The organism is Streptococcus cristatus (genome assembly GCF_003943465.1).
Lineage (GTDB): Bacteria > Bacillota > Bacilli > Lactobacillales > Streptococcaceae > Streptococcus > Streptococcus cristatus_C.
The window spans coordinates 342,188-367,536 of sequence record NZ_RJPR01000002.1; the positions used below are offsets into that span (position 1 = coordinate 342,188).

General features: G+C 41.7%; 28 protein-coding genes and 1 tRNA gene. 4 read left to right on the forward strand and 25 right to left on the reverse strand.

The window, feature by feature from the left end; translation table 11 throughout:
• Window positions 1-28: 28 nt before the first annotated feature.
• From rpmG to D8793_RS04230, 10 genes are all read right to left on the reverse strand, one after another.
• Complete coding sequence (gene rpmG, locus D8793_RS04185; protein WP_005590723.1) at window positions 29-178, reverse strand: 50S ribosomal protein L33; 150 nt, start codon at window positions 176-178, stop codon at window positions 29-31.
• A complete protein-coding gene (locus D8793_RS04190) occupies window positions 178-1,374 on the reverse strand; it encodes a multidrug efflux MFS transporter (RefSeq protein ID WP_376739343.1) in 1,197 nt (398 codons plus the stop codon). The genes rpmG and D8793_RS04190 overlap by 1 nt, the downstream gene beginning before the upstream one ends.
• A 10-nt stretch (window positions 1,375-1,384) precedes the next feature.
• The gene (coaE, locus tag D8793_RS04195; RefSeq protein ID WP_125370660.1) at window positions 1,385-1,981 is read right to left on the reverse strand and encodes a dephospho-CoA kinase; all 597 of its coding nucleotides are present in this window, start codon (window positions 1,979-1,981) and stop codon (window positions 1,385-1,387) included.
• 5 nt (window positions 1,982-1,986) lie between these two features.
• Window positions 1,987-2,811, reverse strand: a complete 825-nt coding sequence (gene mutM / locus D8793_RS04200; protein WP_125370661.1) for a DNA-formamidopyrimidine glycosylase — start codon at window positions 2,809-2,811, stop codon at window positions 1,987-1,989.
• 27 nt (window positions 2,812-2,838) lie between these two features.
• Window positions 2,839-3,315, reverse strand: a complete 477-nt coding sequence (locus tag D8793_RS04205; RefSeq protein ID WP_125370662.1) for an NUDIX hydrolase — start codon at window positions 3,313-3,315, stop codon at window positions 2,839-2,841.
• A 56-nt stretch (window positions 3,316-3,371) separates the two neighbouring features.
• Window positions 3,372-4,271, reverse strand: a complete 900-nt coding sequence (era, locus tag D8793_RS04210; protein ID WP_048791656.1) for a GTPase Era — start codon at window positions 4,269-4,271, stop codon at window positions 3,372-3,374.
• Window positions 4,272-4,286: 15 nt separating this feature from the next.
• Window positions 4,287-4,691 (reverse strand): diacylglycerol kinase family protein, encoded by a 405-nt coding sequence (locus D8793_RS12140; RefSeq protein WP_045499229.1) that lies wholly within the window; start codon window positions 4,689-4,691, stop codon window positions 4,287-4,289.
• Entirely contained in the window at window positions 4,672-5,169 is a 498-nt protein-coding gene (gene ybeY, locus D8793_RS04220) for an rRNA maturation RNase YbeY (RefSeq protein WP_015605451.1), read from the reverse strand. Before ybeY ends, D8793_RS12140 begins: the two co-directional genes overlap by 20 nt.
• A 139-nt stretch (window positions 5,170-5,308) precedes the next feature.
• A tRNA-Thr gene (locus tag D8793_RS04225) sits at window positions 5,309-5,381 on the reverse strand.
• A gap of 49 nt (window positions 5,382-5,430) precedes the next feature.
• Window positions 5,431-6,000, reverse strand: a complete 570-nt coding sequence (locus D8793_RS04230) for a GNAT family N-acetyltransferase (RefSeq protein WP_125370663.1) — start codon at window positions 5,998-6,000, stop codon at window positions 5,431-5,433.
• Between the two features lie 175 nt (window positions 6,001-6,175).
• On the opposite strand from D8793_RS04230, the gene ald reads away from it, so the two are divergent.
• Complete coding sequence (gene ald, locus D8793_RS04235; protein WP_125370664.1) at window positions 6,176-7,288, forward strand: alanine dehydrogenase; 1,113 nt, start codon at window positions 6,176-6,178, stop codon at window positions 7,286-7,288.
• 188 nt (window positions 7,289-7,476) lie between these two features.
• Here the strand turns inward: ald and D8793_RS04240 are convergent, their stop codons facing one another.
• From D8793_RS04240 to D8793_RS04285, 9 genes are all read right to left on the reverse strand, one after another.
• Window positions 7,477-8,037 carry a DUF3267 domain-containing protein gene (locus tag D8793_RS04240; RefSeq protein WP_125370665.1) on the reverse strand — a complete coding sequence of 187 codons (561 nt, stop codon included), beginning with the start codon at window positions 8,035-8,037 and terminating at the stop codon, window positions 7,477-7,479.
• 13 nt (window positions 8,038-8,050) lie between these two features.
• Window positions 8,051-8,743 carry an ABC transporter permease gene (locus D8793_RS04245; protein ID WP_125370666.1) on the reverse strand — a complete coding sequence of 231 codons (693 nt, stop codon included), beginning with the start codon at window positions 8,741-8,743 and terminating at the stop codon, window positions 8,051-8,053.
• Window positions 8,736-9,569: an ABC transporter ATP-binding protein gene (locus D8793_RS04250; RefSeq protein ID WP_125370712.1), complete on the reverse strand. Its 834-nt coding sequence runs from the start codon at window positions 9,567-9,569 to the stop codon at window positions 8,736-8,738. Before D8793_RS04250 ends, D8793_RS04245 begins: the two co-directional genes overlap by 8 nt.
• A gap of 209 nt (window positions 9,570-9,778) precedes the next feature.
• Window positions 9,779-10,519, reverse strand: coding sequence for a DUF3169 family protein (locus D8793_RS04260; RefSeq protein WP_125370667.1), 741 nt, complete (start codon window positions 10,517-10,519; stop codon window positions 9,779-9,781).
• Window positions 10,520-10,534: 15 nt separating this feature from the next.
• Entirely contained in the window at window positions 10,535-10,888 is a 354-nt protein-coding gene (locus tag D8793_RS04265; RefSeq protein WP_125370668.1) for a PspC domain-containing protein, read from the reverse strand.
• Between the two features lie 169 nt (window positions 10,889-11,057).
• Complete coding sequence (locus tag D8793_RS04270) at window positions 11,058-11,264, reverse strand: helix-turn-helix transcriptional regulator (RefSeq protein ID WP_005590740.1); 207 nt, start codon at window positions 11,262-11,264, stop codon at window positions 11,058-11,060.
• An 11-nt stretch (window positions 11,265-11,275) separates the two neighbouring features.
• Window positions 11,276-11,470 (reverse strand): aspartyl-tRNA synthetase, encoded by a 195-nt coding sequence (locus D8793_RS12145; RefSeq protein WP_235285268.1) that lies wholly within the window; start codon window positions 11,468-11,470, stop codon window positions 11,276-11,278.
• 396 nt (window positions 11,471-11,866) lie between these two features.
• The gene (locus D8793_RS04280; protein ID WP_260471075.1) at window positions 11,867-12,829 is read right to left on the reverse strand and encodes a hypothetical protein; all 963 of its coding nucleotides are present in this window, start codon (window positions 12,827-12,829) and stop codon (window positions 11,867-11,869) included.
• 51 nt (window positions 12,830-12,880) lie between these two features.
• Complete coding sequence (locus D8793_RS04285) at window positions 12,881-14,506, reverse strand: hypothetical protein (protein ID WP_125383768.1); 1,626 nt, start codon at window positions 14,504-14,506, stop codon at window positions 12,881-12,883.
• Between the two features lie 115 nt (window positions 14,507-14,621).
• Between D8793_RS04285 and D8793_RS04290 the strand changes: the two genes are divergently transcribed.
• From D8793_RS04290 to D8793_RS04300, 3 genes are read left to right on the forward strand one after another with little or no spacing between them, the layout of a single operon-like run.
• Window positions 14,622-15,608, forward strand: a complete 987-nt coding sequence (locus D8793_RS04290) for a hypothetical protein (protein ID WP_125370672.1) — start codon at window positions 14,622-14,624, stop codon at window positions 15,606-15,608.
• Window positions 15,586-16,401, forward strand: coding sequence for a hypothetical protein (locus D8793_RS04295; RefSeq protein WP_125370673.1), 816 nt, complete (start codon window positions 15,586-15,588; stop codon window positions 16,399-16,401). The genes D8793_RS04290 and D8793_RS04295 overlap by 23 nt, the downstream gene beginning before the upstream one ends.
• Window positions 16,402-16,403: 2 nt before the next feature.
• Entirely contained in the window at window positions 16,404-16,871 is a 468-nt protein-coding gene (locus D8793_RS04300; protein WP_125370674.1) for a hypothetical protein, read from the forward strand.
• A gap of 331 nt (window positions 16,872-17,202) precedes the next feature.
• Here the strand turns inward: D8793_RS04300 and alaS are convergent, their stop codons facing one another.
• The 6 genes from alaS to D8793_RS04335 all read right to left on the reverse strand — a co-directional run bounded on the left by alaS (window position 17,203) and on the right by D8793_RS04335 (window position 25,231).
• Entirely contained in the window at window positions 17,203-19,821 is a 2,619-nt protein-coding gene (gene alaS / locus D8793_RS04310) for an alanine--tRNA ligase (protein ID WP_125370675.1), read from the reverse strand.
• A 35-nt stretch (window positions 19,822-19,856) separates the two neighbouring features.
• Entirely contained in the window at window positions 19,857-20,438 is a 582-nt protein-coding gene (locus D8793_RS04315) for an LURP-one-related/scramblase family protein (RefSeq protein ID WP_185760995.1), read from the reverse strand.
• A gap of 138 nt (window positions 20,439-20,576) precedes the next feature.
• Window positions 20,577-21,653: a peptidylprolyl isomerase PrsA gene (gene prsA, locus D8793_RS04320; RefSeq protein WP_125370676.1), complete on the reverse strand. Its 1,077-nt coding sequence runs from the start codon at window positions 21,651-21,653 to the stop codon at window positions 20,577-20,579.
• Between the two features lie 110 nt (window positions 21,654-21,763).
• The gene (locus tag D8793_RS04325; protein WP_125370677.1) at window positions 21,764-22,447 is read right to left on the reverse strand and encodes an O-methyltransferase; all 684 of its coding nucleotides are present in this window, start codon (window positions 22,445-22,447) and stop codon (window positions 21,764-21,766) included.
• Window position 22,448: 1 nt separating this feature from the next.
• Window positions 22,449-24,251, reverse strand: coding sequence for an oligoendopeptidase F (gene pepF, locus D8793_RS04330; protein ID WP_125370678.1), 1,803 nt, complete (start codon window positions 24,249-24,251; stop codon window positions 22,449-22,451).
• Between the two features lie 20 nt (window positions 24,252-24,271).
• Entirely contained in the window at window positions 24,272-25,231 is a 960-nt protein-coding gene (locus D8793_RS04335; RefSeq protein WP_125370679.1) for a competence protein CoiA, read from the reverse strand.
• Window positions 25,232-25,349: the final 118 nt, after the last annotated feature.

Consider the following 25,349-nt stretch of genomic DNA (forward strand, 5'->3'; position numbering starts at 1 on the left):
TAAGATCCTTTCTATTTTACCATAAAATCTACTTAGATTCAAGATGTAAGGTTACTTTTCTTTCCTTGGGGCAGTACTTCAATACCTCAATCTTATCAGGATGAGTCTTACTATTCTTACTGGTCAGATAATTCTGACTGCCGCAACTGGAGCATTTCAAATGAATTTTAACGCGCACTAGATTTCCTTCTTTTTCAATAAATTTCCAAAACAAAAAAGGTTGATAAGGAGACTCAGTCCCACTAAGCCTGCTGTAGCATAAAAGACTGAATGATAGCCTGCTGTCGCTGCAATAGCCGATCCTGACATGGGACCAATGACACCACCCAGATAAAAGAAAATCTGGTTGTAGCTAAAGATTCGGGAAATCCCAAACTTAGGCGTGATTTTGCTCAATAGAGCATTGACCCCCGGCACCAAGGCTCCAGTCCCTAAACCAAACAAGAAGCGGTAAAAACCGAGTTGGAGCGAAGAGCCTGCATGAGCACAGAGCAGGTAAATGATAATGGAATAAAACTGAGCTAAAACGAGCAAACGATGATTGCCCATCCGATCCCCCATCCGACCTAAAATACTTGAGCTCAGCATACTAGACAGTCCCATACTCGAAACAATCAGGCCAGATACAAAAATTAAATTGTCCGTTTGGCCTAACTCCCGAATATAAAGGGAAAGAATCGGACCAATAGACTGGGCTGCAAACTGGATAACAAAGCTAGTCAGAAAAAGAGTTAGCAAGAGCTTGGGATATCTAATCTGACGAATTAGTTCTCCAAATCCAATCTCCTCTTCCTTGGTGATTGGCCTAAAATCTTCTCGGATAAAAGCAGCCGTCATCAGGGTCGCAATCAGAAAGAAAAAGCCAATCAGTAGAAAGACATTGCGGATACCAAAAACTTCAGCAATCACTCCACCAATTAAGGGCCCCATGAGATTGCCAGCGACGACACCAGTTGCCAAAGTTCCCAGCGCATAACCCGTCTTTTCCTTAGGAACCTGACTGGCAATCAAGGCTGTGCTGTTGGGCACATAGCCCGCAAAAACACCGTTGAGAAAGCGTAAGACCAAGAGCCAAAAAATATTAGGCACAAAGGCAATGCCACCCATGGTAAAGACCATAGCCGTAGCTGCCCGAATCATCATAGGTTTACGACCATAGCGGTCAGCCAGACTGCCCCAGACAGGGGATAAAAAGGCTGCCGAAACAGCCGAAAGAGCAATGCCAAGACCAGCATAATACTCCACCTCATGACCACGCGCTCCTAGCTGCTCCACAAAAAGGGGCATAAAAGGAGTGACTAGAGAAATGCTGGCACCTGTCAGGAAGTTCCCAAACCAGGCGATTTTCAGATTATGTTTCCAATTTACTTGTATCGTGATAGAATCATCTTCTTTCTAATTTCTGCAAAGCATCGCGAATCTGCTGTCGAGTTCCCTCAAGCGATCCATTATTATCAATCAGCACATCTGCCCTCTTTCGCTTTTCTTGGAGAGATAGCTGAGCTGCTATGCGTTTTTCTGCCTCTTCCTGACTGAGAGCATTTCGAGCCATAAGGCGGCTGAGCTGAGTTTCCTCCGTCACATCCACCAGCCAGATTTGGTCAAACCAGTCTTCATATTGTAACTCAAACAGTAAGGGAAGATCCATGAAAAAGACAGCTTCTGTCTCTGCTAGTAGGTCACGCCTGTGAGCCAGTTCCTCTCGGATAATCTCGTTCTGAAGCTGGCTAGACTGCGCCAAGAGGTCTGGATTCCCAAAAATCATGGCTCCCAGCTTGGGTCGATCCAAGCGACCATCTTCCTGTAAGATAGCTGAGCCAAAAGTAGATAAAAGAGCTTGATAAAGTCGTCCACCTGGCTCCTGCAGCTCATGCACCACTTGATCCGCATCGATGACTTGGTGGCCCTGCTGCCGCAAAAACTCTGTCACTGTTGACTTACCCGAAGCAATGCCGCCGGTGATACCAATAATTCTTGCCACTACAGCTACCTCGCTTTTTGACAATGAGGGCAGAGATGAGTACCGCGCCCGCCTAGCTTGATTTTCTCAATGGGACTGCCACATCTAGCACAAGGCTGACCAGTCTTTCCATAGACCTGCAGAAAATCCTGCATCGTGCCATCTTCACCCAAAGCATTGCGGTAAGTCCGAATGGTCGAGCCTCTCTTTTCAATCCCAAGCTGCAAAACTTCTATAATCTGCTCACGCAGCCGCCTCACTTCAGCAGGCTTTAGACTATCTGCTGGCCTGGCCGGATGAATCCGCGCCCGCCAAAGGGCCTCATCTACATAGATATTGCCCAGACCAACAACCAAGGTCTGCTCCAGCAAATAGGGTTTGATAGGCTTCTTGGAACGACTCAAAGCTGCTGCAAAAGGCGCCAAAAGAAAGTCCTCATCTGTCGGCTCAGGACCAAGCTTTCTGTCAGCAAAATAGGCCTCTAGCTGTTCCTTTCTCAATAGCTCCATGGTCCCAAACTTGCGGACATCCTCATAAACAAGCGTTCCACCATCCGTCATCTCGAAAAAGACATGAGCATGCTTGCGCTCAGGCACCTCTTCAGGATAAAAAAGATACTTGCCTTCCATTCGCAGATGGGAAACCAGCACCCCGCCTGTCAGGTAAAAGAGCAAATACTTGCCCCGACGCCCAATCTTTTCAATGGTCTGACCTGGCAAGTCATGGACAAAGCTATCCACTCCCGTTCCAATCATCTTGGTATAGCGGACCTGCACCTGCCCAATCGTCTTGCCAACAACCAGACGCTCCAAACCGCGCCGAACCGTTTCCACTTCAGGTAATTCAGGCATAAAGCTCCTTTCTTATTCTTTCACATCTCAAAGCCCCATAGCAAAGCTGTCCGAAAAATACTCATCCAGCATCAGAAGGTGTTTATCCGATACATTTTCCAGCTCTGCTATTTCTTCTTTAGAAAAGAAGCCTAAACGCAAAGTTTCCTCATTGTGAAAATTGGAAATATCAACATTCTCCAGTGCCTGCAACTCATACAGAAAGACAACCGTCTGCACTTTGTCACCATTAGGATAAGATTCATCAAAATTAGTGTAAACATTCAGCAAGCGCTTGGCTTCAACAGAAATGCCTGTCTCTTCGTAAAACTCACGCACGGCTGCTTGCAGAGAAGTCTCCCCGAGCTCCATAGCTCCTCCAGGAATCGCCCATGTTTTCTTATCACCCCGTAACTGCAGAAGCACTCGACCACCCTCGTCTGCCAGAATTCCACCAGCAAAATTCAGGATAACCTTATCATGCCCCACCTTGGAGCGAATATAGGAAATGTAGTCTTTGTTCATTCAATTTTCCTATCTACGATTCAATCAATAATCAGAAATGAAAAATTCTCGCTCTTTTAATATTCCTTCTCATTATAACCAAAGTCCGCCAAATCCAGCTTCTTGTCCCGCCAGTTTTTCTTGACCTTGACCCAGGTTTCGAGGAAAACCTTGTCCCCCAGCATGAGCTCGATATCGCGTCGAGCCATGGAGCCGATTTTCTTGAGCATAGACCCACCTTTACCGATGATAATGCCTTTTTGGCTGTCTCGCTCGACCATGATCGTCGCTCGGATATGGACCTTGTCCGTCTCCTCGTCTCGCTTCATACTATCAACAACTACCGCGACTGAGTGGGGAATCTCTTCACGAGTCAGGTGTAGAACCTTCTCGCGAATCATTTCTGAAACCAAGAAGCGCTCTGGATGGTCGGTAATCTGATCTTCTGGGAAATATTGGAAACCTTCCTCCAGATTTTCACTAAGGATATCAATCAGACGAGAAACATTGTTACCCTGCAAGGCTGAAATTGGCACGATTTCTTTGAAATCCATCTGCTGACGGAAATCATCAATTTGCGCTAGAAGCTGATCCGGATGGACTTTGTCAATCTTATTGACCACCAAAATAACCGGTACCTTAGCCGCTTTCAAGCGTTCGATAATCATATCATCGCCCTTACCACGCGCCTCATCAGCCGGTACCATAAAGAGAACAGTGTCCACCTCACGCAACGTACTATAAGCCGCTTCCACCATGAAATCACCTAGAGCCGTCTTAGGCTTGTGGATTCCCGGCGTGTCGATAAAGACAATCTGCTCCTTATCCGTCGTGTAAATACCCATAATCTTATTGCGTGTAGTCTGGGCCTTGTCACTCATGATGGCAATCTTTTGCCCCATGACATGATTCAAAAATGTTGATTTGCCGACATTTGGTCGGCCTAAAATGGCTACAAAGCCTGATTTAAAAGTCATTGTTCTATTCCTTCTCTAAAAAATAATATCCCACAGTTTTGGCAGAAAGATAATCAAACCTGTGATAACTGCAAAACCAGAAACCACCAAAACTGCACCAGCTGCCATATCCTTGGCATTCTTAGCCCGCATAGAAAAGTGATAATCACTAGCCAGATCCACAACATTTTCAACGGCTGAATTCATGATTTCAAAGGCGATCACCAAAAAAATACTTAGCAGCAAGAACAGCCACTCCGTTGCTGAAATCCGAAAAATCAAACCCGCAATGATGGCAGCCACAGCTGAAAGAACATGGCTCCGCATATTCTTTTCTTCCTTAAAAGCTGTGAAAATCCCCGTCAGAGCGAACTCTAAACTTGATATGACATCTCGATTTTTCCACTTGCGCTTGTTATTTTTATTGTCTTGTAAGTCCATAAGCTGTCAAAATTTCTTCCTGTAAGCCAAACATTTCTGCTTCTTCTTCTGGCGTATAATGATCATAGCCGTTGATATGCAGAAAACCATGCACCGCCAAAAAGCCCATCTCCCGCTCAAAGCTGTGGCCATATTCTTCTGCCTGCTCCCGCGCCTTGTCCACCGAAATGAAGAGCTCGCCAATATAAGCATCAAAATCCTCCAGCATCTCAGCCAGCTCAGGGTTGTCTGCTAAATCTTCCTCGTCAAAGGCAATATCCAGCTCTGGCTTGTATTCCAAGCTGATGACATCCGTCGGCCGATCTGTGTCTCGGTATTCCAAGTTGAGCTCATGGCTGCGCTCATTGGTCACAAAAGTCACGGCCATTTCCTTATTTTCTTTGCCCGTTTTCTGAGCCGCAAACTCCAAGATTTCCTGAGTCTGCTTGATGATTTCTTGAGAAACCTGACCGGTTTCATCCACCATTTCGATATACATATTTTACCTGCCTTGCTAATATTACTTTTATTATATCATATTTGGGCGCCTATTAGAGCCACAAGCCTTGCATTTAAACGAGGAGAAATCCTGATTTAAAACCAAAAAAGGCTGAGAAAATCTCAACCTCTTTATCTAGTGCTAATTGCCGGGATCGAACCGGCGACCTCATCCTTACCATGGATGCGCTCTGCCTACTGAGCTAAATCAGCATTACCTATCTACTATATCATGTAGATAGGCACTTGTCAATATTCTTTCTCATTTTTTTGCGAAATATTGGTCCTTAGTCAGATAGTAATGCAGCCGCGTCACTATGCGTCCCTCCTCATGCTGGTCCAAGGCTGCGTATGGCTCTTCGTGCGAAAAGATCATGCCTGACTTTTGCATGACACGGCCGGAGGCAGGATTGTCAATATCATGTACGGCGACCAATTTGTTCATGCCAATTTCTTCAAAAGCCAGCTCAAGCACTGCCCGATTGGCCTCAGTCGTGTAGCCCTGATTCCAGTATTTTTTATGGATCACATAGCCGATAGCTGCGGTTTTCAAGTCCAAACGGATCTTATGCAGGTCAATCGTCCCGATAAAGTCGCCAGTCTCCTTCAGCTCAATGCCCCAGCGCCCCAAAGGATTAGCTAGGTAAAACAAGGCAATATTATTGCGGGTTTCTTCTAGATTTTTGTTGGTCGCAAAGGTATAGCGAACATTCTCCTCGTCCGAAGCATATTCAAACATGGCTGGAGCGTCCTCCAAAGTCACTGGACGCAAGATCAATCGTTCCGTTTCCAGTCTAGAATGCTGACTTAGCTTGACATAGATATTTTCCATCTCTTCCTCCTGATTTTTCTTATCAGAATAGCATAATTTCCTGCTCAAAACAATCCTTTTTTTCTTGCTTTTTGCGATAGTTTCCTTTAAAATGAAAACATCACAATAATTGACCTAGGTCCCTTTGTAGCCCTGTATTCAGAGATCCTAGCGTTAGAAAAAGGAGTAAAGCTCTATGTTAATCGGAATTCCAAAAGAAATTAAAAATAATGAAAATCGCGTTGCTCTGACGCCAGCTGGTGTACACAGTCTTGTAGGAAAAGGCCATCAGGTACTGATCGAAACAAATGCTGGACTTGGATCTGGCTTTGCAGATGCAGACTATGAAAAGCAAGGTGCAAAAATCGTTGCCACTGCTGCTGAAGCCTGGGCAGCTGAGTTAGTTGTTAAGGTTAAAGAACCGCTGGAAGCTGAGTACCAATTCTTGCGTGATGACCTTCTACTCTTCACTTACCTGCACATGGCCGCTGCTCCCGAATTAGCCCAAGCTATGGTAACTGCTAAAACTACCGGGGTTGCCTACGAGACTGTACGTGACGGACAAGGACAACTACCACTCTTAGTACCTATGAGTGAGGTTGCTGGCCGTATGGCGGTTCAAATCGGAGCTCATTTCCTAACCAAGCAAACAGGCGGCTCTGGCGTTCTCCTTGGCGGTGTACCCGGAGTGCCAAAAGGTAAAGTTACCGTTATCGGAGGCGGTGTTGTAGGAACTCATGCAGCCCGTATCGCTCTGGGACTAGGTGCTCAAGTTACTATTCTCGATATTAGTGCCAAACGTCTATCCGTACTGGAAGAAGTCTTTGGCAACCAAATTCAAACTCTCATGTCCAATCCATTTAACATCGAGGCAAGCGTCCGCGAAGCAGATGTCGTGATTGGAGCTGTGCTCATTCCTGGTGCTAAAGCACCAAAACTGGTAACTGACGATATGGTGAAGCAAATGCGCCCTGGTTCTGTCATTGTTGACGTGGCCGTTGACCAAGGTGGTGTTATCGAGACTGCTGACCGCGTGACAACCCACGATGAACCAGTCTATGAGAAACACGGTGTTCTCCACTATGCAGTAGCCAATATCCCAGGTGCCGTAGCCCGCACTTCTACTATCGCTCTGACCAATGTCACCCTTCCTTATATTGAAGCACTGGCTGGCAAAGGCTTCAGACAAGCTATTGCAGACGATGCTGGATTGCGTGAAGGTGTCACAACCTATCACGGTCACATCACTAGCCGACCAGTTGCAGAAGGCTTGAATCTCGATTATACTTCTATTGACGAACTTATCTAATCATTTTTCTCTTATATACAAAACCCGAAGGAGCTTCTAGTCCTTCGGGTTTCATTTGTTTTAAACTTGAAATTAGTATCACGCTGCAATCCATTTAGACAAGATCAACATTGCTTCAGGTCTTTAAATTATCAAGTCTGTTACTCTTTAATAGACATTTTTAAAAAAGCATACAACACTTGTGATTCCTAGCCCTGACTAGGCTCTTCTTTCTGGTAAAAGTTCATCCCAACCTCAGTATCCTCGACCAGAATATCATCAGTCTGGCCCAACAGCAGCAAAGCGATGTAAAAGTCACCAACACAGCCCGCTGCATGAATACTAGCTAGAGGCATGTAGAGAGTTGAACTGAGCAAGCCAAGCATAGCCAATAAGGTCAGAAACAGGCTAATCAAAACAAAGGGAGCCAAACCAATGACCAAGAAGTCCTTACGATGGTAGAAGGTTCCTGGACTAGTCGCATAGGCCATCCCATTTTTAAAACCAAACTTGACCTTGGCTTTCCCTTTACCAAGAAACTTGAAGAAGAAACCGTGGATGCACTCATGGATGACGACAAGGATAAAGGTAAAAACTAACAAATAGGCAAGATCTAGACCCGAAAAATCATAATGATCGGCTCGGAAGATTAGCTGAGTCAATTTCGCAAAAAGCATGGAGAAAGGAAAAATCAGCAATAGCCCCGCTATATTTAGCTCGATTACATATTTCTTTTCTTCCATAAAATTAATTTTTTTAATGAGTTTCATAAAATCTNCTCCATCATTTTCGACCTTTACTCAAGACATAGGTGCTTGCACTGATAAAAATAAGAAGCCAAATCACCAAATTAGAGAAATCTTCAATTTTAAAAGAATAGTCTCCTGTTTCAAAGAAGTTGATAAAAGGATTCATAAAAGTAAAACGTAGAATGTGCTGTATTGTTTTATCAAAACTAGCAAATAAGGGTACGAAACTAATCAGCAACAGCGGAAATAAACTATAAACCTGAGCTTGAGATTGTGTCTTGGAAATACCACCAATAAAAAGATTGATTAAAAGGATAATAACAATAATTAAGAGATTGATCAAAAGATAGATAGGCCATTTGCCAGAGAGATCTACATGCAAGTAATATGGGAAAAAAAGCAAGGCAAAGACTGTAAATAGGAAGGGATAAACCAACATGGATAAGAGGTATTCAGTAGAACGAACCCCGCTCAACATCAAGGTCTTTAGATTGCGCTTCTCCTTGTCCTCTGCCATCATAATAGACACCATATAGCCGCCACTCATGGCAAAGGTCATAGGCAGGATCATCTTCAATAGCCCTTGACCTGCATTGCCATTCTTATTTAAAATCATATTGTACAAAAAGAGGAGGCCAAAGGGCAGCAAGACGGACATAAGCAAAGAAGAATTTGTCAATAAAATCTGAGTACGCAGCCATGTGAGAGCTTTAATTTTTTTATACATCTAGTTTTTCTCCTGTTAATTGAATAAAGATTTCTTCTAATGTAGGTTCGCAAGAATGTACTGTAATAGCTAATTTTAGGTCTTTTGTAGCCAATTCTGAGAACGAAATTTGCTCGGTTTCTCCATTTTCATAGCTAATTTTAACTTTCTTGGCTGTGTTATATTTTTGAATAATAGCTTTCGGCTTGCCATATTCTACTAATACTCCCTTATTTAGCAAGGCCAGTCGATCACAAAGGGCGCTAGCCTCGTGCATATCATGTGTCGTCAGAAAAATGGTTGTTCCCTTTTTCTTCAGCTCAAGCAAAAGCTCATGAATCACCTTGGAAGTACGAGGATCAAGCCCACTCGTTGGTTCATCCAAGAATAAGACCTCAGGATTATTTAAAAGAGCTCGAGCTAGAAACATCCGCTGCTTCATACCTGTCGAAAGCTTCTCTGCTACAATATTTTTGCTTTCTAACAGACCAACCTGCTCTAAAACTTCATCTATCCGTTCATTTTTTAAATCGTATAATTTCGCATATATCTGCAGGTTTTTATAGAGAGTCATCTTTTCATAAAAGCCACTTGTATCAGATACTAGGCCAATTTTCACCAAATCCTGAGCATTAATAGCATCTGAAGCTTTACCAAGGATTTTACTTTGACCATTGTCGGCATCAAGCTGGCCTGTCAGGATATTAATTAAGGTTGTTTTTCCCGACCCAGATGGTCCTAAAAATCCGAAAATTTCTCCTTGATCGATATGAAAATTAATCCGTTCTAAAGCTTTTTTATCTCCAAAACTTTTAGAAATATTCTCTACTTGAATCACTTGTGACATAAGGCCTCTTCTCACTTTCTTACTTGTAATAACGTTTAACGATTTTGTACTGGCTGACAGTAACATAAAGATAGATGACCGATACCGCAATCCAAGCCAAAATCGTATCCAGTTGGAATAGAAGATTTAACAGTATCAGTCCAATATAGATACTAGGAAAGATAAAGCTTACTAATTTCAGATGAACTCCTTTTTAGCCGACAAACAGCTTATTTGAAATATCTTTTAACTGCTTGATAGGAGTCCACATTGATATAGACAAAAATAATGGTTAAGACAATCATGCCAGATACGACCTGCATTGGTGTCCCAACTCCAAGAATAAAGAGCAAGACATAAAGGCCTGGAATGAGGCGCTGATTGAGGTTGAAGAGGGTCAAAAAGCTCTGCTCATAATGAGCCTGCAACTCTCCTTCATCATAGGACAGCGCATAGTCCTTCATCTCCTCAATGGTCGGCATAGCAGATAATTTATATTGACGAACCTTCTGAGTGGTTTTCAATACAAGAATTTGACCTAACATCAAAGCAAGAAACAGTGCAATATCATAAAATGGAATGTGAATCGTCGTTTCTGACCCTAGCAGCTGACCTAGGTAGCTCACTCCTACAAAGAGGGTGAATAGAGTCAGAGCAGACGAGATATTATATAAAATCGTCGCATATTCTAGGGTTTTAAAAGTTTGACGATATAGCTCATAACTTTTGTCATCATCTTCTTCTCTCTGGTAAGCCCCGTGAACTTTATGCGTCTGATAGAGCAAGAAAAAGGTTACGGGATAGAGAATGAACAAACTCGCTCGACCAATGTTCTTCAGCAGTTCAACATTTAAGACGGTCGGCCAAGAGAAATGCTCAAAATGATCCATTATAAAAACAACTGCTCCTCCTAATATAGCAGCAAGAATTAAGATGCCGATATTTCTCAATATTCTTTTCTTTGTTGACATTGTTTTCTCCTATTCTTAAATAAGCGCAGTCAACCAAGTCATGACTTGGCTAATAAAATCAGAGGCAATTTCCAGTATTTCACGGCCAAATAAAGGTAAAATAATCAGGACTGTCATCAGAAAAATAAAGTGATTTCTGACTTTTTTGCTCATTTTATTCCACAAATAATCCCTTTGCAACCATCCTGCCAGATAGGCATAGCCCAAGGCTACAAAAATCCCTAACTCAGTTGATGCTAGCACTACAACTGCGAAGATCAGACGAATATAAGCTACCTTTATCCCAAAATAATCCGCCAAACCTGCACAGACACCAGCAATTTTTGCTTGTTCTTCGTTAACTTTAAAGTTTTCCATAAATTCTTGCATTGTTTTTCTCCTTGTTTTACTTTCCGTCACTTGCGGAAAAGCACTAATATACTTACTCAACTTATCAGGATCAGACAAGTAATCGCTATGATATGAAAGCTTGCTTGCTAGTCTTCATGACAAGATGGCTAGCATAAACTATCTCCAGCAACTGATTTTTCCTGACTATCTACTCTTCCTCCACTAGGCGAAAGACATTTTCGACACTTTCGTTGAAAATCTGAGCAATTTTGAGAGCAATGACCACGGAGGGCGTGTATTCATCCCTCTCCAGCAAGCTAATCGTCTGCCGCGACACGCCGGCTTTCTTGGCCAAGTCAGTTTGATTCAGCCCGTCTCTAGCCCTCAGCTCTTTGAGTCGATTTTTCAGCTTCATGACAACACCTCTCAGTCTTCTTTCAGTTCAACAGACTTGATATCGTCAATGCGCATCAATTTCATTCTTGTTTGACCTTTTTTATTGGTCTTACTCAACTTAACCCAATCGTCATCAGCATCAACTACCTCCCAGCAATCTGTCCCGAAAACTTCACCAATGATGATCGGTTTTTTCCCAATCATTTCTTTAAAAAAACGTGACATTTCTCCACTCCTTTCTTTATTTCTCTCTAAACGTTTCAACTTCCTTTTCACCTTGTTCAATTCACTGGATGACGTCAGCCACAAACCAGAAAATATCGGAAGTAGACACCAAAACAGTATCTCCATCAGTTCCTCCTTTTATCTTTTCTTCTTAACTTAAATACATTGTAACAGATTCTTTTCTTTTTGACAAGTATATTTGTCAAAAAAATAAATATTTTTGTCAGAAAGACTTGGATCCTTTACAAATGTTTGAGAAAGATAATCTGAAGACTGTGCAATTGGTAAATCCAAAATAACTTTCTGAAGGCATAAAAAAAGCCCCATATGAAAGCAATGAAAGGCATCATTGGAAAAATCATATGGAACGATGTTATTTGATAGAAAGGAACTTACTTATTTCTCCTTGTATAACTCAAGGAAATCCTGATAAGACTGTAAGAGATGCTCTTGATCATCAGATGAATAAGAACGATCTAGTTTGACATTTGTATAGAGATCGGTTTCTCCTTCAGACGCTAGAAGTCTGATACTGGTTTCATAAGAATCTTCTCCAGTTACAACTAAACTCCAGCCACTAGCAAGTTTTTCCTCTATATTTGGAAATTGCTGGCTTAGCTGCAACTTTTTAATCTGTAAATTTCCTTCCCCTTGAATGAGGGTGAAGTTATGCGGACTGTTGAGCAAAACCAAGCCGTACTTCTCTAGTTTGTCATCCAGATTGCTAGCACCATAGACAGGATACTTGTCACGGATACTCAGGGGCTTAAAATAATCTTTTAGATAAAAAGTCTGCCCGTTTTCAATATTGGTATAGAGAGTATAGATAGGCTTCTCCTCATGAGCGTTCGAGTAATCATTTTCATCCTTACCACCCGGTAGATAGACTTCAAAAGCAAAATAATATTGCCCATCCTGAGGATCTTGATACAGCTGATGGATGACTTTCCCTGGTATGGCTTGACTATGCAGTTTTTGAGCCAATTGAACTAAATCGTAATCTTTATACAACGCTTCAACTTGATTTAAAAGCTTAATTTTGACATGGTTGCTATGTTTATTGTCCTTACTAAAGACCTGATAGCTGTCGAAGTGGAAGGATTGATCAGTGTAATTCATTTCTTGCTGTAAGACATACTTATCAGACAAGATAGCAGAATTAGGATTTTTTACCATATAGATCTTGTCTGCAAGTTTTTCTATCTGAACAGCCTCATCTTTCGCTCTTGTAGGTTTCTTTTCTTGGGATGTTTTAGCCTGTCTTTGCTCAGACTGAATGGCTATTTTTTCCCTATCAAAAACATAAAAAGCCAAAAATAAACCAAGTGTAAAAGCCAAGGTATAGCCAACAACATTCAAAAAGATTTTATTTTGAAAGCATTTTTTTATATTTATCACTATCTTCTGCACCTATTTTTCCTCCGGAACTTTTACTTGACGAAGCTGTCCATCGATAAGGACATATATAATCCGACCAGACTGGATCATTTCATCGTGATTCAAGCTAGGCATATCAGTTGTCTCAAACTGTAATGAATCAAGAAGTGGATGCCCATTTTGTACTAATATTTTGGTCTTCCCTACTGCAAGATTGCTGTTAGTCCCAGTCTGATTCACTGTCATTTGCCCTTCTTCAAGACTAAATATGGAGAAGATTTTGTACAAGATTCCTTGATCCACAATTCCCTTAACGATATTCATATCGGATTCATGTACATTGTTGTTTGTTTTATATTGAAGCCAAGTGATATAGCGGGTCTCTTTCGGTTTATTGATTTTAGAATCCTCAATCAACCTACTGTAATCACTTACTGATTTTCTACCTAATTTATAAGACATGGCTGTGTCGATACTGACTTGATCAAACCGCACATCCCTTATATAGGAATAATTAGAGTCGATAAAGCCTAAACTATCTATATGGTCTTCTAGGTCAAAATTTTGGAGATAAACAGGTCCTTTTTTGAAATCAACGCTGACTATTTCCCCAGTATTGATATCAAAACCGATAGGAATCATTCCTTCTACCGCATTAAGCTTGCCTTCTTCTTTTACCCTCTCCATGAAAAAATCATATGAAAGGGGAGTCGATAAATCTTTTGTCTGTTTCAAAGCTCGGTCTGCCACGTAATCTTGTTTCTGTTGAGCAGACCAAAAGGGAGCTTCACCTGGATAATTGAAAAGATTAGCAAAATTTGAAACTTGTTGAGTTAGATCTTCTTTGTATTGAAACTGTGGATAGATCGTAAAACTACCTTTTTTAGCCATTTCAAAAATATGAGGATATTCTTGGTAGAGATTGATGAGTTCTCCTCCCTGATATGGTCGCATTGTGATGGTATCATCAGTATCAATAACGAAGCTCAGGTTCTTCAAGCGCTCTGCAAAGACAGGATTGGCTCTGACAACCGATAATTCTCTATTAGTCCTGCTAGTAATCTTTTCCTCAGATGAAGATCCTATAAGGCGAGTAATGCGACTTTCTAAGGTCTGTAAATCGATGATCAGTGAGAAAGTTCTCGCATCACCATTGATTTCTTCCAGCCCTATTTCTAAATAAGGAGCCTTGGTGGGTGAGTCAAAAGCATCTATTTTCGCCGTACTGATGATCTTATATTTCTTCTTTTCTTTGAGAAGGATATCTCTTACATCAATCTTTCTCAGTGACTGAATCCCTTCATCCTCTTTGTAAATGTCAATTTGATAAAAATACTCTGATTTTTCTTTGTCATAAAATGCTTGTCCTTCAGAAGGATCCTGAGTTTTGGGAATGCGATAATTCTGGGCAATAATGTAGCCTTCCTTCTGCTGGACATCACCAAACATATCAATGGCCAAAGCAAAATTTCCAATCTTTTGAAAATCTTTTACTTGACCATAGGCGATTTGATATTTGGACTGGCTCAGTCTAGCATCTTCCTCGTTCCTAGCTGTAAGATGAGGGACAAGAGATTGATAGTAGACATGATATGTCACAAAAGCGAATAGAAAGAAACTCGATATTTTCAAGAGTTTTTTGAGACGTGTTTGATTCATTTTTTCCCTTATAAAACTATAATAATACCATTTTATCATACTTTTCTTTTGCTTTTGGCAGAAAGCTTATAAAAAATGATATAATAGTCCATAATCTATCTAAAAGGAGAATAGGATGAAGAAGCTAGAGAATTTCTCTTGGCAAATGTGGCAGATTTATGCTTTAGCAACACTGGTCATTTTTCTTATCGCTGGTGCTTGTTCTTTCTTTTTCACAAAAGAAGCTGCTTATGTGATCAAAGAACGAAATTATGTCTATAAAGGAAAGAATCAGCGTTTGACTAATTATACAGCTATTGGCGAGACCGAACCAGAATTCCCTATGATTGCTCTTTCTTTTAAAGAGAAGGATGGGTGGAGCTCCTATGATTTTGCTGTTGGACGGAAATTTCTAGCATTTCAGGATTCCAAGCAGTATGTGGGAACACTGAAAGAAAAGGACAAGGAAGAATACTTCCGAATTCGTTATTATAAACTGGGGCAGGAGCAAGGGGATGGCCAAACAATTGATGTCTTGAAACTCGTTCAAGATATGGGCTATGTTTCCATAGAAGGAGAGATGGATAATCTTATGTATTCCGATGGAAAAGATGAATATGCAAAAATTCGGATAAACGATAATGATGAAATCTATGTAAACCTAACCAGTAAAAAAGCAACAAAAAAACGACCTAAAGAGGCCATCCAGTTCGGATATGGAGGGCTCTATCGGGTACTTTCAAGCCCATCATTTCTTTCAGAGAAATACTGGGATGATAGCAAAAATGTAACTAATTATCCGCCCACTTTGTTTAGTTACAAAAAGAACGATTACCAATCACGTTTAACGGATGGTGATTCTGATGATAGCGCTAGGAAACCAGAGGATAGTCGACTCCTTTCAATATTGAAAAAATTCGGCTATATAGTAGTTTTAGAAGAAAATATGCCCCTCAACGATAGCATTACCCTAACAAAAATGTTCTTCCCCGATGCCGACTATTTTTACTGGAGTATTGACAAGGAGTATACAAAGAGTGGCAAAGAAGAAATAATCCGTACTGAAGAGGAGTTCAAGCAAGTCATTAAGGAGGAAGCCATTGAAAAAGAATTTAAAGATTGATACGGACAAGATAAAAAGCTTCATGGTGCTTGTATGCTTTCTAGTGGTCTCGTCTTTGTTTTTCTACCGAAATCTAGAAGCTCATCTCAAAGGCTTTTACGCCAATCGTAATTTTCTTGGAGATGTTAAGATAATTGGCTTTTCCTGGGCTGACAAAATTTGGGGCATAGATGTCAATTATACCTATACTGAAAACATTAAGGACAAAACCATCTCTGTTCCTGTAAAAAAATCGGTCCGCTTCAAACAATTAGTCATACCTTATTACGACAAGATAGATGTAGACAAGCGGGAGGGGGAGAGCCCTATGTTTGAGTTAGGAACGACTTATGATGAATCTATGAGAGTATATGCGCCAATTATTGAAAAAGCTTTAGAAATTAACCCTGAGCGAGCCAAGTTGGAACAATCTTTAACGAGAAAGTTAAATCAGTCTTCACACCTAAAAGGGGGAACTGTTAAGTTAAGAAGCACTCTATCTGACCAAAATAGATTTGGTAAAGGTGAGCTCTGGTATAGCGATCGTATGAGAGATGCCGTTAGGAATAACCATTCTATTCTTGAAGAATTGTACGATTTGCCTTTAAATGATGCCTTGTCACATAATGCAGTCTATGTTCAAATTATCTTACCAGAAGAAAAATACAAGGAACATTTTTATCTAAGAGACCAAATCCAGCAGTTACTAGAACAATCACCCCTACCAGATGGAGCCTATGTCTTGGGGACTATTGATGAAACTAACGGTGATTATGTTGAGGTTAAGCATAGACAAATTGTAGAAAGGAGATAGACATGTCAGACAATAAAGAGAGAAAGGAAGCAGGTTTCTCTTGGCAAATTGGATTATTGATTGTATTTTATCTGGTCATCCTTGTCCTACCCTTTTTAAACGATCAATCACTTTCAATTTATCTTTTTCAAAACGAGGATTCTATCTTTTGGGGAAGTAATTTTAGAAATTTAATTGGTTCCTATTTTTTAACTTGTTTTACTTTATTTTCCATTTTGCCTGCTCTAGCTATTTTATTCAAATTCATTTTGAAAAAGAGAGGCTATCCTTTTATAGCAAGCCTACAATCCTTCCTAGTTTTCATAGCTAGTTTTATCTTCATGATCTATGCCCTGTTTTCCATCACTATTCAAAGGGATATTTATAGGCTAGATTGGGGCTTTTACTCTTGTCAAATCATTTTTCTAATTTATATTTTTAATGATTTGCGCTTTCTGAGAGCTAGAATTAAAAGTAAAACAGTGGACTAGATAGCAAGAGAGTGGGACAGAAATCCTAGCCTCTCACTTGTCTTTGGATTATCGAGCAAGACGCAGTGGTTGAGTGGACTCTATTACGCTGATTTCATCAGCTTTTACAGCCCTACTCAACTGTGCGGAGGTGGGACGACGAAATCGAATTCTAACGAATTACCGATTTCTGTCCCACTCTCTTTTAAATTTCCTTACGAGCTATAACTTGCATTCAGAATCATAGTAAATTTTCTTTTTTGAGTTATTACGAATCAAGCTAAGTCCACTCGGATTTAGCTTTTTTTGTGTATGCAAAAAGACCTACCCAAGTGGATAGATCTTTGTTTTCTTACAATTTACCTGCTACTGCCTCCAAGAGTTCTTGGATTTTCGTTTGGTTGCTTCCTCCTGCCATGGCCATGTCTGGTTTACCACCACCACGTCCATCGACGATTGGAGCCAATTCTTTGACAAGGTTTCCTGCATGCACATCTTTTGTCTTGCTTGCAACAAGCACATTGACCTTGTCACCGATAGCTGCAACTAGGACAAGCACGTCAGAGTAGTCTTTTTGTTTCCAGTTATCCGCAAAGGTACGAAGGGCACCTGCATCTGATACAGAAACCTGGCTAGCGATGTAACGGTGGCCGTTGACTTCCTTCACATCCTTGAAGACATCGCCTGCAGCTGCAGCTGCAGCTTTTTCTTTCAACTCTGCATTTTCTTTTTGCAATTGACGGAGTTGCTCTTGAAGCCCTTCGACCTTGTGAGGTACTTCTTTGAGTTGCGGTGCTTTCAAGGTTGCTGCGACGGCTTTCAAAGCGTCTTCTTGTTCGCGGTAGGCTTCAAAGGCTTCCTTACCAGTCACTGCCAAGATGCGGCGAGTTCCTGAGCCAATCCCTTCTTCTTTGACAATCTTGAAGAGGCCAATCTCAGAAGTGTTGCCAACGTGGGTACCACCACAAAGCTCGACAGAGTAGTCACCGATAGTCACAACACGGACTTCCTTGCCATATTTTTCACCAAAGAGGGCCATAGCTCCCATTTCTTTAGCGGTGTCAATATCTGTCTCAACCGTTTCTACTGCAATTGCTTCCCAGATTTTCTCATTGACTTGCTGTTCAATGGCGCGCAATTCTTCAGGAGTTACTGCTTGGAAGTGTGTGAAGTCAAAACGAAGGAATTCGACTTCGTTAAGGGACCCTGCCTGAGTTGCATGGTTTCCAAGGATATTGTGAAGAGCCGCATGGAGCAAGTGAGTTGCTGTGTGGTTTTTCATGACACGGTGACGACGATTGGTATCGATTGCCAAGGTATATTCTTGGTTCAAAGCAAGCGGAGCATAGACTTCAACAGTATGAAGCGGTTGTCCGTTTGGTGCTTTTTGAACATCTGTCACAGTAGCTACAACATTTCCAGCAACGTCCAAGATTTGACCGTGGTCAGCTACTTGTCCACCCATTTCCGCGTAAAATGGTGTTTCCGCAAAGATGAGAGAGGCTGTTCCTTCAGATACAGCTTCTACTTCTGCATTGTCCGCTACGATAGCCACCAACTTAGAAGGCAATTGACTAGCATTGTAGTTGAAGACACTTTCCACTGTGATGTTTTGCAGGGTTTCATTTTGCATACCCATTGAGCCACCTTTAACAGCTGACGCACGCGCACGTTCTTGCTGCTCTTTCATGGCTGCTTCGAAACCTTCACGGTCTACAGTCATACCAGCTTCATCAGCGATTTCTTCTGTCAACTCCACTGGGAATCCGTAAGTATCGTAGAGTTTAAAGACATCTTGTCCAGCGATAACGCTTTGACCTTTTTCTTTCAAGTCTGCTACGATGCCTTGGGCAAAGTGTTGACCTGAGTGAAGCGTACGGGCAAATGACTCTTCTTCGCTCTTGACGATTTTCTCGATAAAATCACGTTTTTCAAGTACTTCTGGGTAGTAACTTTCCATGATTTTTCCAACAGTTGGAACTAGTTTGTAAAGGAAAGGCTCGTTGATACCCAATTTTTGACCATGCATGGAAGCACGACGGAGAAGACGACGAAGGACATAGCCACGACCTTCGTTTCCTGGAAGGGCACCATCACCGATAGCAAATGAAAGGGAACGGATGTGGTCCGCGATGACCTTGAAGCTCATGTTGTCGCCATCTTGGTCGTAAACCTTACCAGACAATTTCTCCACTTCACGAATGATTGGCATGAAGAGGTCTGTTTCAAAGTTTGTCTTAGCCCCTTGAATCACCGCCACCAAACGCTCCAAACCAGCGCCCGTATCAATGTTCTTGTGTGGCAATTCCTTGTACTCGCTACGAGGAACAGCAGGGTCTGCGTTAAATTGTGACAAAACGATATTCCAGATTTCGATGTAACGGTCGTTTTCGATATCTTCTGCAAGGAGACGAAGACCTATATTTTCTGGGTCAAATGCTTCTCCACGGTCAAAGAAAATCTCTGTATCTGGTCCAGAAGGTCCAGCACCGATTTCCCAGAAGTTGTCTTCGATTGGAATCAAGTGACTTGGATCCACTCCCACTTCGATCCAGCGGTTGTAAGAATCTTTATCGTCTGGATAATAGGTCATGTAGAGTTTTTCAGCTGGGAAGTCAAACCACTCAGGGCTTGTCAAGAGTTCATAAGCCCAAGTGATAGCTTCATCACGGAAGTAATCTCCGATAGAAAAGTTCCCCAACATTTCAAACATGGTATGGTGACGCGCAGTTTTCCCTACGTTTTCGATGTCGTTGGTACGAATCGCTTTTTGCGCATTGGTAATACGTGGGTTTTCAGGGATAATGGTTCCGTCAAAGTATTTCTTAAGGGTTGCTACGCCAGAGTTAATCCACAAAAGAGTCGGGTCGTTTACAGGTACCAAGCTGACTGATGGTTCTACAGAGTGGCCTTTGCTTGCCCAGAAATCCAGCCACATTTGGCGAATTTGAGCACTTGACATTTGTTTCATTTATGTTTTCTCCTTAATTTTTCTAAATATTTATATTATGATGAAGAGCTTTCCAGCATCTCCACATAGTCAATAGCGACGCAGAGGGAAATGACCAAATCTGAATAAGCCTCATCATAGACAATCACCTGATAAGTAGAGGTTAGATGGAAAAGCTCCTTGGTAATCTCTGCCACGATTTGATTGCGGTCATCTAGTAATCGGAAGTTGAGATCCCAGATATTGCCTTCGACCCTTAGGCCTAAATTGTCAAACTGATACTTATCACGCAAGATAGTGAACTTCTGACGAATGTAAAAACTCGTCCCGTCACTGAGTTTGATTTCAAACTGGGGCATGAAGGTAAGAAAGGTTTTAGTGATCTGGCTGACAGTCTGCCCCTGTGTATCGTAGATTGTAAAGGTCTTGGGAATCTGAAAAAATGATCCTTCCACCTGATAAGCTACATTGCCTCGATCATCCTTGATATCGAAACGTTCACCGCCTAGGCGAAATTTTTGTTTGACAAGATAGGTCTTCATCGCTTTACCTCCAGAGTCAAGATAAAAGACAAGTTCCTTGTCTGAAGGGCGAAAAACCGCGGTACCACCTTCATTCAATGAACTTGTCATTCTCATTAGCTATTTAGTTTGAAACATGAGTAGCATGAATTTTCCTCTCACATGACTCGCAGCACCGCCAATTCTCTGAGCTGAGATTTAGAAAATCAATTCTCAATAGTTTTATTATACTGACTTCTTGGCTTTTCGTCAAGCTTATTCTGCTGCAGGAGCTGGTTTTTCTTCAGTATGAGCAGCTTCTGACTTGCTTTCTTCCGAGCTTGAAGCCTCAGATTTTGCTTCTTCCGAGCTAGAGGATTGTGATTTCTTTTCTTCTGAACTAGAAGACTGAGACTTGCTTTCTTCTTTAGACGATGAGCTAGAAGTATCTCCTTCTACATATTGGGCAAAGACATTTTGGAAAGCTGGATCCTTCACTTTCAGATTCGCTTCCTTCAATTCTTTAGAAATAACAGAACGAATAAAGCTTGCATCGTTTTGTTTTTGAGTCAGGATTCCCTCTTTTAGTTGTTTCTTGTAATCTGTCCATTTTGCAGATTTTTGAGTTTTCTTCACCAATTTAACAATGTAGTAACTTGCTGAATAGTTCTGCTTACCTCGTACAGTGATCACATCAGAAACGCCATTTTCTTCTAAGGCAAAAGTAGCTTTTTTAACGGCATCCGCAACTGTTGTAGAGGTTGAGTCAAATTTCACCTCACCACCCTTATCTTTGGTGTCCTTGTCGGTTGAGTTTTCCTTGGCCAACTGACCAAAGTCTGCTCCCTCAGCCTTGGCTTTTTCAAGCACTTCCTTAGCCTTTTCTTCACTGTCCACCTTGATAATTTGAGCCGTTACTTCTGGTGTATACGTTTCAAAGAAAGCCTTGTAGTTGTCATCTGTCAGCTCTTTTTCAGCTGCTTTCTTAACAGCGTATTCGACCAATTTATTTGCGCGGATCTGGTCTCTGTAGGCATCTTCTGTCATTCCGCTTTGAGCAAGAACATTTTGGAAGGCAGAACCATAAGCGGATTTCATTTTTTCAAAGGCTTCTTCAACCTCTTTATCCGTTACTTTTTTGCCATACTTTTCTTCAAAAACTTGCTTAATGGCCATTTGAAGCAAAACTTGTTGAGAGGCACCATTATTTTTTACTTGATCGTAAAATTCACTTACTGTGATTGTCTCGCCCTTCATTGTCACAATATCTTTATCTTTTGCTGTTTGTGAACATGCTGCTAAAGCCACTACAGAAAAGAGAGTTACTGCTCCTGTAAGGATTTTTTTCTTCATTATTTTGTCTACTCCTTCAATAAATTCACTTTGTCTATTGTACCACAAATACAACTTGATATCTTAATTTTTCCTAAAAATTTTTGGAAATTAAGAAAAAATCAAAGATATCATTTTTTTCTAATCATAAGTAGTCCATCTCCCAAGGGAAGCAGACTCGCAGTCAAATCTGGACTGTCCAAAGTTGCGTCAAAAAGACTATGCAGTCCTCGGTAAATAGCTCGTTGACCACGCTTAATTGCCTCAAAAGGCTTGGCAACATCGCCGCCTTGGAAGACATCATCAATGAGGACCAGACCACCAGGATTGAGGCGCTTGAGGACCTGAGGCAGAAAGACTACATACTTGGACTTGGCAGAGTCCATAAAGACAAGGTCGTAGGAATCCTCTAATGTCTCAAGCAAATCCACCGCATCACCTTCCAGCAGGATGATTTGCTGACGGCTATCATACTTAGCAAAATTAGCCTTGGCCAACTCAATCATCTCTGGATTGCGATCAATAGTCGTAATCTGGGCTTTAGGTGCATGTTCCGCCATCAAAAGGGCCGAAAAACCGATAGCCGTTCCGATTTCTAAAATCTTCTCTGGTTGCAGACTTTCAAGTAGCAGTCGGAAATAAGCCACTGTCTCATGGGGAATCACGGGTACATTTTCAGCTCTGGCAAAATCCTCCAGCTCCTTGAGTCCACCAGAAACTGGCTGGAGTCGTTGTCTCATAAAGTCTACGACTTCCTCTTTGACTACTGGCCGGCGCATATTAGGATTAGAGTTTTGATTATAAGTCTCGACCATCTTATGCCAGTCCCAACTTTTCTACCAAGGCTTCGAATTCGTCCAGGCGACGCTCAAAGACAGCAAAAGCAGCATTTAGGTAGTCTTCTTTTTCCATATCAACACCCGCTTTTTTGATGACATTGAGTGGATAATCAGAGTTCCCAGCTTTCAAATAGTCCAGATACTTGTCCTTGTCTTCCTGACTGCCATGGACAATCTTTTCAGCCAAGGCAGAAGCGGCTGCAAAGCCTGTCGAATATTGGAAAACATAGTAATCATAGTAGAAATGCGGAATCCGAGCCCATTCGTACTGAATCTGTGGATTATCTTCTTTTTTCAGTCCATAGTATTTCTCGTTCAAGTCAGCGTAAAGTTCATTGAGAAACTCGCTGGTCAAAACTTGACCTTCTTGGTCAGCCTTGTGGATAGCATGCTCAAACTCAGCAAACTGGGTTTGACGGAAGACCGTACCTCGGAAGCCATCTAAGAAGTGATTGAGGATAGCAAAGCGGGTTGCATCGTCCTCTACTTCTTCCAAGAGCTTCTCTGTCAGGATGTTTTCATTGGTTGTCGAAGCAATCTCAGCTAGGAAGATAGAGTAGTCTCCATAAACATAAGGCTGGGTCTCACGGGTATAGCTGGAGTGCATACTGTGGCCTGTCTCGTGTACTAAGGTAAATAGATTATCCAGTGTATCCTGCCAATTAAGCAACATAAAGGCATTGGTATCATAAGAACCGCCTGAGTATGCTCCTGAACGCTTGCCTTTACTTTCATGAACATCAATCCAGCGCTCTGAAAAAGCTGTCTTCACTCGGCTCAAATAATCCTCACCCAAAATAGCCAAAACTTCCTCAGACTTAGCCAAAGCTTCCTCATAAGTGAACTTGTAGTCTGTCTCTGACAAAGGTGTGTACATATCATACATCTTCAAATCAGAAATGCCTAGAATCTTCGCTCGTAAAGCGATATAACGCTGCAAAAGAGGCAAATGCTTATTGACAGCTGAAACTAGGCTATCATAAACACTTTCTGGAATAAAGTCCGCTGACAAGGCTGCTTCACGGGCAGATGAAAACTTGCGGACTTTCGCATTGTAGTTGTGAACCTTGACATTGGTCTGCAAAGTTTTAGCATAGGTATGCTGATACTGCTCGTAGACGCTGTAGAGAGCCTCGTAAGCTTCCTTACGGACTTCTCGGTTCTTAGACTCAACCAAGGTGATATAGTTGCCGTGGCTGAGCTGAACTTCATTTCCATCTTCGTCATGCACCATCGGAAAGACGATATCCGCATTATCCAAGATAGCAAAAGTTTCGCCCGCTGCGCCAAAAATTTCACCAGCACCGGCCAATAGCTCCTCTTCGCGCTGTGTCAGGATGTGGGCTTTCTTTTTCAAAAGCTTATCAAAATAATGCTGATACAGCTGCAAACCTGGCTGCTCAGCCAAGAAAGCTTGGTACTGCTCTTCTGTAATCGCCATAAATTCAGGCTCATAGAAAGCAAAACTTTGACCAAATTCGCTATAAAGAGTCATACCCTTAGCCTGATACTCTTGGTACTTAGCCACACGTGTATCCTGGTCATTCTTCATGTGAGCATAAGAATAAAGCTTTTCAATCCGACGCATCAAGTCCAACTGGATTTCTGTCGTTGTCAAAAGACTATCCGCTGAATCCAGCAAATGTCCAGCCAGACTAGCTGCCTTCTTCACTTCTTCTGAAACCTGCGCCAATTCTGCTTCAAAGGCTTCATCTGTTGGGAAAATTGTTGTCAAATCCCAAGTATATTTTTCTTCAATTTCATTTCTTTGTTTTGCCATAGAAATTTCCTCCATCTTTTCTATTTTATCATAAAACTGGGGGAAATCCTCGCATAAAATATCGGTGGATAGATAATTTGAAGCTGCTTATTTTTTTCAGCCTGATAATAGCGATGAAAGTGCTGGTAATAAGGAGTCAAATCTCTTGTTATTTGACAAAAGGAGGTGGCTTGGACAGGCCGAACCTGCGGATAAAAATCCTCGGTTGACTTAGTCAGAAGATTGTCTCCTTTTGGATAGAGCTGGGCTTGGAGCTTCATCCAACGAGGTTGCTGATAATAAAGCTGCTGACGAACATAGCGACAAATCTCTGGATCTTGCTTAGCCAGATAGCTCTCTAGCCCCTGCTTCTGAAAAGGCTTGCGCAAGACGGATAAAAGGCAGCCTTGACCAAAAGGAAAGGATTTGATCTTGTACTGAGCTCGCCCATGCAAGTCCTCGTGAATGAGATATTTAAGTCGAAGTTCCTGCTGTTTCTCATCCAATTCCCAAAGATGAAAGCCCATATTTTGACTAAAATAAAGAAAGTCCTTTTGCAGTTTCGTCAGTGACTGTTTTAACCATAATTTCTTGCCTAAGAGCCAGAGAACTTGATAGCCATGCTGGCGATAGGACAGCGTCCTTTCCTCAAGTCTTTCCTGACTGAGTGGACTACACTGGACCTCCAGCGCTATGCGACCATCTATCAAAAGGTCAGCAATCTGCCTTATCTTAGGTAAAAAGGCCTCCACCTGAATCTCTTGGCTTTGCTTTCCCCAGCTATAAAGGCCAGCTTTCAAGTTCAAATGCTCCGCACTTTCATTTTCTGCATAGAATGAGCAATTTTCAAGAGAAATATGAGCAAAATGCGGTCGCATGACCCTTCCTTTTTTGAAGCGGACCGCTCCCGAACAGGCAGGACAAAAGAGTTGTTCGCCTAGGGACGGCTGCTTTTCCATCGCATTCAGCAAAATCCCCTCTTTATTTTTCGCAAGCAACATGAGTATTTCCCTTTCAATATAATGTCTTTTATATCTTTATTCGTAATTAAAACACCAAAGAGAGGGCTTGTGAAATGGAACGAAGTATTATTTATTCTCTTACTTATGTAATCTCCCT